This is a genomic window from Actinomyces sp. (genome assembly GCF_030524025.1).
Lineage (GTDB): Bacteria > Actinomycetota > Actinomycetes > Actinomycetales > Actinomycetaceae > Actinomyces.
The window spans coordinates 1-10,033 of sequence record NZ_JAUNHI010000047.1; the positions used below are offsets into that span (position 1 = coordinate 1).

Sequence of the window (10,033 nt, forward strand, 5' to 3'; positions counted from 1 at the left end):
CACCACCGTGCGGGTGGTCGACCGGGTTCATGACGACACCGCGGACGGTCGGGCGCACGCCCTTCCACCGCATCCGGCCGGCCTTGCCCCAGTTGATGTTGGACTGCTCGGCGTTGCCGACCTCCCCCACCGTCGCGCGGCAGGCGATCTCCACGTTGCGGACCTCGCCCGAGGGCATGCGCAGCTGGGCGTACTTGCCCTCCTTGGCGACGAGCTGGACCGAGGTGCCCGCGGAGCGGGCGATCTTGGCCCCGCCACCGGGGCGGAGCTCGACGGCGTGGACGACCGTTCCGGTCGGGATGTTGCGCAGCGGCAGGTTGTTGCCGGGCTTGATGTCCGCACCGGGACCGGCCTCGACGACATCGCCCTGCTTGAGCTTGTTGGGGGCGATGATGTAGCGCTTCTCCCCGTCGGCGTAGTGAAGCAGCGCGATGCGGGCCGTGCGGTTGGGGTCGTACTCGATGTGAGCGACCTTGGCCGGCACGCCGTCCTTGTCGTGACGACGGAAGTCGATGACGCGGTAGGCGCGCTTGTGGCCACCGCCCTTGTGGCGGGTGGTCACGCGGCCGTTGTTGTTGCGGCCACCGGACTTGCTCAGCGGACGGACGAGCGACTTCTCGGGCTCACTGCGCGTGATCTCGACGAAGTCGGCCACGGAGGAGCCGCGGCGACCCGGCGTCGTCGGCTTGTACTTACGGATTCCCATGTCGATCCTTTACCTTCCGTGTCAGTTCGCCACGTCGCCGAAGATGTCGATGGCGCCCTCGCGCAGGGTGACGATCGCCCGCTTGGTGTCCTTCGACTTGCCGATCCCGGTGCGGGTGCGGCGGGTCTTGCCCTTGCGGTTGATCGTGTTGACCGACTCGACCTTGACACCGAAGATGGCCTCGACGGCCTGCTTGATCTCGGTCTTGTTCGAGCCGGGCGCGACGATGAACGTGTACTGGCCACGGTCCATGCAGGCGTAGGACTTCTCGGAGACCACCGGCGCGATGATGACGTCGCGGGGGTTCTTGGACTTCTCGAGGCTCACTTGGACTCCTCCTTGGCCGCGCCCAGGAAGGACTCCAGGGCAGCGGCGGTGAAGACGACGTCGTCGTTGAGCAGGACGTCGTAGGTGTTGAGCTGGTCGGCCCAGAGCACGTGCGCCTCGGGGGCGTTGCGCAGGCTGAGCGCGGTGAGCTCGTCGGAGCGGGTGGCGACGACCAGGGCCCGGCGGTCGGTGATCGTGCGCAGCGCGGCGAGAGCCGACTTGGTCGAGGGCTTCTCGGTCGTGACGAACTCGGTGATGACGTGGACCCGGCCGTTGCGGGCGCGGTCGGACAGGGCCGAGCGCAGGGCGGCGACCTTCATCCTCTTGGGGGTCCGCTGGGTGTAGTCGCGCGGCTGGGGGCCGTGGACCGTGCCGCCGCCGGTGAACTGCGGGGCGCGGGTCGAGCCCTGCCGGGCGCGGCCGGTGCCCTTCTGCCGGTAGGGCTTGCGGCCACCGCCGCGGACGGCGCCGCGGGTCTTCGTGGCGTGCGTGCCCTGGCGGGCCGCGGCGAGCTGGGCCACGACGACCTGGTGCATGAGGTGGATGTTGGTCTCGACGTCGAAGATCTCCGCGGGGAGCTCGACGGTGCCGGTCTTGGCCCCGGTGGAGTCGACGATGTCGACGGAACGTGCCTCGGTCATGGTGTCAGGCTCCCTTCACGGCGGTGCGGACGACGACGACCGAGCCCTTGGGGCCGGGGATGGCACCACCGACGATGATGACGCCCTTGTCGGCGTCGACGCCGCGGACCTTGAGGTTCTGGACAGTGGTGGTGGCGTGCCCCATCCGGCCGGCCATGCGCAGGCCCTTGAAGATGCGGCCGGGGGTGGCACAGGCGCCCACCGAGCCGGGCTTGCGGTGGTTGCGGTGCGCGCCGTGGGAGGCCGAGACGCCCTTGAAGCCGTGACGCTTCATAACACCCGCGAAGCCCTTGCCCTTGGAGGTGCCGGTCACGTCGACCAGCTGACCGACCTCGAAGGTGTCCGCGCCCAGCTCCTGGCCGGGCGTCAGCTGGCCCGCCAGCGAGGTGCGGACCTCCGCGACGTGGCGGCGCGGGGTCACCCCGGCCTTGGCGAAGTGGCCGGCGAGGGGCTTGGTCACCTTGCGCTCGTCGATCTCGCCGAAGGCGAGCTGGACGGCCTCGTACCCGTCGTTGTCGAGGGTGCGGATCTGGGTGACGACGTTGGTGTCGACGCGCACGACCGTGACGGGGCGCAGCACGCCGTTCTCGTCCCAGACCTGCGTCATGCCGAGCTTCGTGCCGAGCAGCGCCTTGGTGGGCGCGGCGGCAGCCGGCTGGTTTAGCGTAGTCATGGCTTCAGTCCTCAGAGCTTGATCTCGATGTTGACGTCGGCCGGCAGGTCGAGGCGCATGAGCGAGTCGACGGCCTTGGGCGTCGGGTCGATGATGTCGATCAGCCGCTTGTGCGTGCGCATCTCAAAGTGCTCGCGGCTGTCCTTGTACTTGTGCGGCGACCGGATGACGCAGAACACGTTCTTCTCGGTCGGCAGCGGCACGGGGCCCACGACCGTCGCACCTGCGCGGGTCACGACGTCGACGATCTTGCGCGCCGAGCTGTCGATGACCTCGTGGTCGTAGGACTTGAGCCGGATGCGGATCTTCTGTCCCGCCATGGCGCCTAACCTCTCTTGCTTTCGGTGACCGGTCCACGCGCTCGGGCGTGTCGCATCGCGACGCGCAAGAGACTCCGCTGTGAAGAAGATGTGGCCGGTCTGGACACACGGAAACCCGATGGGTCATCGGCTCCGTCAGACTGGTTCCCGGTGGGCACCGGGAGATGCGCGGCGCGAGCGACCCCCGCACCGGCTGGACTACGTTATCAGCGAGCCCTCCCCCGGGGAAGCCGAGGGCTGCGGCCGGGCGCTGTGAGACCGCCCACCTGTGCTCGCCTGTGCTCACCTGCGTTCATCCTCGCAGCGGACCGTAGGGGCTCATCGGCTCACGCGGCGCCGCAACGTCGGGGGGTGGGGTCTCTCGCCCGGCACCCGCCGAGGCCTCGGGGGCATCGGTGGCCGCAGACGCTTGTGCCGCTGTTGTCTCCGCGGTCGCCTCAGTCCCTGCAGCCGTCGCGGCCGGGCGGCGGGAGCGGGCCGGGGGCAGGCCCGCGCGCCACAGGTAGAGGCACACGAGGAGAAGTCCGGCGCTCAGCCACACCGCCCACCACGGGAAGGCGGGGATCTCGGGGGCGGCCTGTGCCGCCGCGACGGCCTCGGCGGGCGTGGGGTAGATGCGCTCCCCGGTCAGTAGGATCCGGTGGCTGTTGATGCCTAAGGGCGTGCACGTCACCAGGGTGACAAGGTCCCGGCCCTCCTCGGCACGCAGGGACTCGGTGTCCTCTGGGGCGACGACGACGACGTCGACGACCCGGTAGCTGAGCACCTCCCCGAAGACCTCCAGGGTGAAGGTGTCGCCGAGGGACACCTTGTCAAGGTCGGTGAACATCGTGGCATTGGCCAGGCCGCGGTGCCCGGTGATTACCGAGCGGGTGCCCTCTCCCCCCACGGGCAAGGAGGTCCCCTCCAGGTGGCCCAGGCCGGCCAGCAGCGTGTCCTCCGCGGTGCCGTGGTAGACGGGCAGGTCCAGGTCGATCGACGGGATCTGGAGGCGCGCCATGAGACCAGCCTCGTTGGCGGTCAGGATCTCGTTGTAGTCCAGGGCCTCGGAGCCGTCGGCTACCTGTCCGTCGCCGACGGGCACATGGGCGCCCGCGTTGAGCATCGCCCCGGAGGACAGGGCATCGTTGTAGGCGTGGGCCAGGGCGATCTGCTGGGCCGCGGCGGGCTCGGCCGAGGACACCGCCTCGGCGTAGCCGGAGATGATCTGGGACTGGTTGTACTGGGAGAACCAGGCCGCCACCGTCGGGTAGGACAGGAGCGCCATGCCGGCCAGGGCCATGAGTGCCGGCAGCAGCGCGGACAGACGGAGCCTCCAGCGCGCGGGACGGGGGCGCGGGCGGCGGCCTGCGGTGCGCATGGGGTCAGGGTCTCCTTCTCAGGGTCGGTCGTGCTCATGGCAACGGGTGATGCGGCAGGGAGCCTCCTCCCTGCCGCATCACCCCGGTGGTCCTCACGGCCATCGCCGCGGCGAGCCACCTGTCGGTCGGTCCGGTCTCAGCTCTCCCGGCGGCGGCGCGAGACGATCGCCCAGCCGCAGGCGGCGGCCACGAGGGCGACTCCCGCCAGCGTCATGAGGATCTTGCCAGCGGCACCGGTCAGCGGCAGGGCCGGGACGACCGACTTGGAGTTCTCGATCGTCACGACATTGTCCGTGGCGGTCTGGCCGGTTGTGATCGTCAGCGCTGTACGGGCGCTGTCGCCCTGGGGAAGGGTGTAGCCGACGGGCGCGGAGGTCTCGACCAGGACGTAGCAGTGCTTGGTCCGGTCGGGGGTGACATCGGCCGCGCCGGCGGCACCGATCTTGGAGTCGACGAACAGGCCCTCGATGACCACCTGGCCGGTGCCGTCCTGGGTCGTGAAGGTGTTGACCCCGTCGATCGAGATCGGGGCGGCTCCCCCGGCGATCTCGGTGCCGCAGGTCCCGGCGTAGGGCTGGGCGGCCTCGTAGATCTGGAAGGTGGCCCCGGCCAGCGCGGTGTTGGAGCGCGCGTCGGTCTTGGAGACCGTCGCCGCCCCCCAGGTCGTGACGACCGTGTTCGAGGGGGTCTTGCGGCTGGGGTCGGAGGGCGGGGTGGTGCTCGGCGTGGACGGCGGAGCAGAGTCGGTGATCGTGTCGACGTAGATGTTGGCCGTATTGGGCACCGAGCCGGCGGTCCCCAGGTCCGTGACCTCGGCCTTGAAGGTAACGGTGACCGTCGCGTTCGGGTTGGCCTTGAGCAGCGTGAGACCGGCCTGGGTGAAGGCCACGGTCGGGGTCTGCCCCGTCGTCGCCGTGTAGTGGGTGGCGGTCAGGGTCTGGGCGCTGCCGTTGGCGGGGGTCAGCGTCACCGAGTCGACGACGCCGTTGCTCAGCGCCGCGGTCAGCGGGTCCTCAATGATGAAGTAGTTGAACTGGTCGCCGGCATCGATGCTGGGGACCGTGGCTGTGACCGGGAAACTCAGCTGGTTGTCGGTCTTGAGGCCCAGGGCGTTGGCCTCCAGGCTCTGCCCCTTCGTGGGCGCCTGGACGACGGTGTTCTTGGGGTAGACGTTGATGTCGTACAGCCAGGTGTTGGTGCGCGAGGCGCTCTCGGGCAGGTAGGTGCCGTCGTCGGGCAGGGGCACGGTGACGACGAAGGGCGCCGAGCGCTTGTTGACCGTCGAGGGCACGCTCGTCTCGCACACGAGGTAGGCGGCCACCGACAGGTTGGTGATGCTCGCGTCGCCGGCAGAGTCGGTCGTCGTCGAGGGCGTGCCGCCGTCGAAGGAGTGCCCCGCCAGGTTCGGGCTGTTGTAGTCGGCGCCGCAGGCGTCGGCCGGGACACTCAGGTTCGACAGCGTCGTCCAGCCGTCAGCGGTGGCCAGGTCAATGGTGTTGATCTTGTAGGCGGTGAAGACCACTCCGGGAACGCCCGTGCCGGCCACCGGGGTCTGACCGTCGGGGCTGCCCACGGCCGGCGCCCCGGTCATCGAGCCCGACTCGAGCTTGTGGATGAGGATCGACCCCGTGGCGGCGTAGTCGATGTTGCCAGGAGCGGCGGGGGCGGCCGCGGCCGCCGCCCCGAGGCCGCTCAGGCCGACGGCGAGAGCCCCGAGGGCCGCCAGCACGCCCCGCGCGCGGAGACGGGTTGGACGCTTCATGAGGTTGGGATTCCTTTCGGTGCGCGCCCATGAGGACGCAGGGGACGGGGCTCGGCCGAGGTTCGAGCGACCGTCGGTGCGGACGGTCGCGGGGCGGGATCCCAGGTGCGGACGGCGCTCGGGCCCGACATATCCGGTCGTACCCCTTCGGGGACAAGCGCCGCGCCGTGGGGTGCGGTTCGACGCCCGTTTGCCGGATGAATTCCGGCGACAGCCCAAATCCTAGTGGTGAATCATGACCATTCCGTCGCTGACGAGTCTCGATCCGATTGCACTCACGCCATCTTCTCATTTACCTCCGGCGACGCTCGCCGCGGCGCCAGCGGTGGGTGCCGGCGGCGCTGTGCCGCAGCGTTCCGCGCACCCCTACCGCACCGAGGGCGAGGACCACCAGCACCGATCCGGTCAGAATGAATATGTCTGAACCCATGCCCCCGGTCAGCGGGAGCGTGACAGGAGGAAGCATCCTATTGACCCTCGCACCCAGGTTGTTAACCTGCCCCTGGAAATCGATTGTGAAATACACTGGCGTGGAGTCGAGGACATATCCGGGGGGCGCCGTCGTCTCGACAAGCGCATAGCGGCCGGCGGTCAGCTCGTCGACCCGGAACTCCCCGGCGCCGGGGTCGGTGTCGACCGAGCCCTCGGGGCACTGGACGGCGGCCACGCAGTCGGTCACCGTTGTGCTCGACCCGGCCGCCGCCCCGCGGTCGTCGACCGGGGTCAGTTCCCAGACCGAGCCGTCCAGGAGGCGTCCCTCGGGGTCGGTCTTGGTCAGCGTGACCGAGCCGGTCAGCTCGACGTTGACGACCGCGCCGAAGGAACCGGTCACCGTCACATTCGCCGCGCCCGGGGTCGCACGCGACCCGTCGACCGTCTGGGTCAGGGGCTGGTCGCTCTTGACATAGCCCGCGGGGGCGGCGGTCTCGGTCAGGGTCATCTGCCCCCAGGGCAGGCCGGTCACCGTGAACTTGCCGGCGGCCGGGTCGCGGTCCGTGCTGTCCTGCGGGCACTGGGCGGCGGCCACGCAGTCGCTGACCGCCAGGACCTGTCCGGTGGAGGTGGTCAGCTCCCAGGCCGAGCCGGGCAGGAGGAGCCCGATCTCGTCGGTCTTCGTCCAGGTGACGGTCGCCGGGACCGCGGTGTTGCGGATGGTGCAGGTGACCTCGTCGCCGGCGGCCACGGTGACCGTCGCGTCGAGGGCGGTCGAGGCGTAGCCGGGCTGGGTCGTTCCGGGTGTGGGGGCGCACACCCACTGCCCCGCCTCGTAGCCCCGCAGGCCGGTGGCGGTCTCGGACAGGGTGAAGGCTCCTGGCATGACGACCGCGGTGGCCGTGCCCGCGCCCTGCAGCGCCGTGCCGGCGGCAGTGCCCTCGCCCTGGGTCGCGCTGAGGGTCCACGCGCCGGCCTGGGCCGAGGCGGCCGGGCCCGCCTGGGTGGTGTCGACCTCTTTGACGAGGGTGAGCACGGGCCGGTCGATCGCCAGGCTGTAGTCCTCGACCTCCCCCGAGCCGCTGATCCCGGTCGGGGCGAGCTCGGAGGCCTCGGCGGCGATCCGCAGCCGCATGTAGGTCGACAGGGTCGAGGGGTCGCCCGCGGCGGCGTTCCAGACATGCGCCGGGACGCCCCAGGTCACCGTGGCCTGGCCGGTGGCGGGGCAGACCACCTGGTCGGAGGCCTCGAGGTCGGCGGTGTCGGTGGCGAAGGCGCCGTCACGGTTCCAGTCGATCCAGCCCTGGACCGTCCCCGTCCCGGTGCACCGGACGGTCTGGGTCAGCGTGGTCGCCCCGGGGGTGACGTGGACCGATCCGTCGACCGTGTCGAGGGCGTCCTCGTCGTCGGCGGGACCGACCGTGTCGGTCGCGTTGAGGTCATCAGAGTCGGCGCCGGCGGAGTAGCCCGGGGCGGACTCGGGGTCGACGACCCCGCCCAGGGCGGTTGTCGGCGACCCGGCGCTGGCCAGGCTCCCCGCGGTCTGCATCCCGGTGAGGTCGACCGTCCCGGCGGTGGGGACCTCCCCGCCGCTCCACGTGGGGAGGTAGGCCGACCCGGCGACCCCGTAGCTCTGGGGGGCGTCGCCAAAGTCGAGGTAGGACATCACCCCGAAGGCGGCGGCGGTCCGGCCCCCGCCGCGCACGGCGGCGTAAACGTCGCTCACGCCCTCCATGAGGACCACTGAGGAGGGGCCGTGGCCCCAGGACACCTGGTTGAGACACTCCGGGCCGTCCGGGGCGATGCGCACCCCGCTGCGCGTCTGGCCGCCGGCGGTGAAGGTGAATCCGTGCTCGAGCAGGGAGCGGGTCGTGCAGCGGGCGACGCGCTCGGTCTCCAGGTGACGGTAGGCCGTCGGGGCGGTGACCGGTGAGACAGCGAGGTACTCCGAGCTCGAGAAGTTGGAGGACTCGGCGTCGGCCACGACCATGCCGACGGCGGGCATGCGGGTCTTGGGCGCGGCCGAGATCTGGGCCTCGCTGGGGGCGTTCGAACCGGTCCACTGCACGATGTAGGCCGTGCAGGCCAGGCGGAAGGTCGAGGTGGTGGCCCGCGTGACGTTCTGCAGCCCGATGAGCAGGCCAGAGGCGGTCACTCCGGACTTGCGCACCCCGCCGGTGTAGTTGACGCCGTTGTTGTACAGGCGCGCCAGCGCGTCTCCGGCCCACGCGCCCGGCTCGTAGCGGCCCACGGCGTAGGTCCCGTCGACGGTAATGGTGCACTGGGTCGTGCGCCAGTAGCCGGTGCCCACCTGCTGCGGGGTCGACCACTGGGTCGTGGTCGACCCGGCGGCGAAGGTCGCGCTGTCCCAGTCCATCCAGTCGATATGAGTCGGGAAGCGCCCCGAGCCGCCCGCGGGAGTGGCGTAGACGGCATCGGCCGGGGCGACGGGAAGAACGAGGAGGGCCGGCCCGCCTCCGACGGAGAGCACGAGCACGGCGAGCAGCACAAGGAGCCGGCGCAGACGGCCGGGGGCGCGGGACGCCCCGGCGGACGCCACGTGCGAGTCGGTCATGCGGACTCCTGCGGGGATGGGACTCGCCCGAATGGGGCGGCGCTGCGCGCGGGGGGGGGCGCGCACAGCGCGTGGGAACGGCCATGAGCCTACTGGTGAGGAGGGGCCGACACACCTGCCGTGGCCGGCCCGTGCCCTGCCTGTGCCTTGTCCGTGACCGGAACGTGACCCGTCGGCAACCTGGCAGGGGGAGGCCGGCCGGGCGGGGCTTGGGCGGCCGGGAACGAGGAATCCCCCGCACCCTGTCGGGGTGCGGGGGATCCGCGAGTGCCGACCCGGCTTGCGGCCGAGCCGGTCAGGTCCTCACTTGAGGATCTTGGTGACGCGGCCGGAGCCGACGGTGCGGCCACCCTCACGGATGGCGAAGCCGAGGCCCTCCTCCATGGCGATGGGCTGGATGAGCTCGACGGTCATCTCGGTGGTGTCGCCGGGCATGACCATCTCGGTGCCCTCGGGCAGGGTGATAACGCCGGTGACATCGGTGGTCCGGAAGTAGAACTGCGGACGGTAGTTCGAGTAGAAGGGGTTGTGGCGGCCGCCCTCGTCCTTGGTCAGGATGTAGACGTGGCCCTCGAACTCGGTGTGCGGGGTGATGGAGCCGGGCTTGACCACGACCTGGCCGCGCTCGACGTCCTCACGACGGGTGCCGCGCAGGAGCAGACCGCAGTTCTCACCGGCCCAGGCCTCGTCCATCTGCTTGTGGAACATCTCGATGCCGGTGACGGTTGTCTTCTGGGCCTCGCGGATGCCCAGGATCTCGACCTCGGAGTTAATCGGCAGCTTGCCGCGCTCGACACGGCCGGTCACGACGGTCCCGCGGCCGGTGATGGTGAAGACGTCCTCGATGGGCATGAGGAAGGGCTTGTCCATGTCGCGCTCGGGGGTCGGGATGTACTCGTCGACCGCGTCCATGAGCTCCTTGATCTTGCCCGCCCACTCGGCGTCGCCCTCGAGGGCCTTGAGCGCCGAGACGCGGATGACGGGGGCCTCGTCGCCGTCGTACTCCTGGGAGGACAGCAGCTCGCGCACCTCCATCTCCACGAGGTCGAGCAGCTCCTCGTCGTCGACCATGTCGGCCTTGTTGAGGGCGACGAGCAGGACCGGCACGCCGACCTGACGGGCGAGCAGGACGTGCTCGCGGGTCTGGGCCATCGGGCCGTCGGTGGCAGCCACGACGAGGATCGCGCCGTCCATCTGGGCGGCACCGGTGATCATGTTCTTGATGTAGTCGGCGTG

General features: G+C 70.5%; 9 protein-coding genes. All 9 read right to left on the reverse strand.

Annotation, left to right across the window (positions count from 1 at the left end):
• Positions 1–706 (reverse strand): 50S ribosomal protein L2 (gene rplB / locus Q4C85_RS11440; RefSeq protein WP_303142215.1); only part of this gene is annotated, 706 nt, incomplete at its 3' end.
• A gap of 21 nt (positions 707–727) precedes the next feature.
• Complete coding sequence (gene rplW, locus Q4C85_RS11445) at positions 728–1,033, reverse strand: 50S ribosomal protein L23 (RefSeq protein WP_303142217.1); 306 nt, start codon at positions 1,031–1,033, stop codon at positions 728–730.
• Positions 1,030–1,674, reverse strand: a complete 645-nt coding sequence (gene rplD / locus Q4C85_RS11450; RefSeq protein WP_303142219.1) for a 50S ribosomal protein L4 — start codon at positions 1,672–1,674, stop codon at positions 1,030–1,032. Before rplD ends, rplW begins: the two co-directional genes overlap by 4 nt.
• A gap of 4 nt (positions 1,675–1,678) precedes the next feature.
• Positions 1,679–2,347 carry a 50S ribosomal protein L3 gene (gene rplC, locus Q4C85_RS11455; RefSeq protein WP_303142222.1) on the reverse strand — a complete coding sequence of 223 codons (669 nt, stop codon included), beginning with the start codon at positions 2,345–2,347 and terminating at the stop codon, positions 1,679–1,681.
• An 11-nt stretch (positions 2,348–2,358) separates the two neighbouring features.
• Positions 2,359–2,667 carry a 30S ribosomal protein S10 gene (gene rpsJ / locus Q4C85_RS11460; protein ID WP_005987219.1) on the reverse strand — a complete coding sequence of 103 codons (309 nt, stop codon included), beginning with the start codon at positions 2,665–2,667 and terminating at the stop codon, positions 2,359–2,361.
• Positions 2,668–2,959: 292 nt separating this feature from the next.
• Complete coding sequence (locus tag Q4C85_RS11465; protein WP_303142226.1) at positions 2,960–4,027, reverse strand: class C sortase; 1,068 nt, start codon at positions 4,025–4,027, stop codon at positions 2,960–2,962.
• 137 nt (positions 4,028–4,164) lie between these two features.
• On the reverse strand, positions 4,165–5,790 hold the full coding sequence (locus tag Q4C85_RS11470; protein ID WP_303142228.1) for a SpaH/EbpB family LPXTG-anchored major pilin: 1,626 nt from the start codon (positions 5,788–5,790) through the stop codon (positions 4,165–4,167).
• Positions 5,791–6,082: 292 nt separating this feature from the next.
• A complete protein-coding gene (locus Q4C85_RS11475; protein WP_303142229.1) occupies positions 6,083–8,797 on the reverse strand; it encodes a CshA/CshB family fibrillar adhesin-related protein in 2,715 nt (904 codons plus the stop codon).
• Positions 8,798–9,100: 303 nt separating this feature from the next.
• Positions 9,101–10,033: elongation factor Tu (gene tuf, locus Q4C85_RS11480; protein ID WP_303142231.1), on the reverse strand; the 933-nt coding region annotated here is incomplete at its 5' end.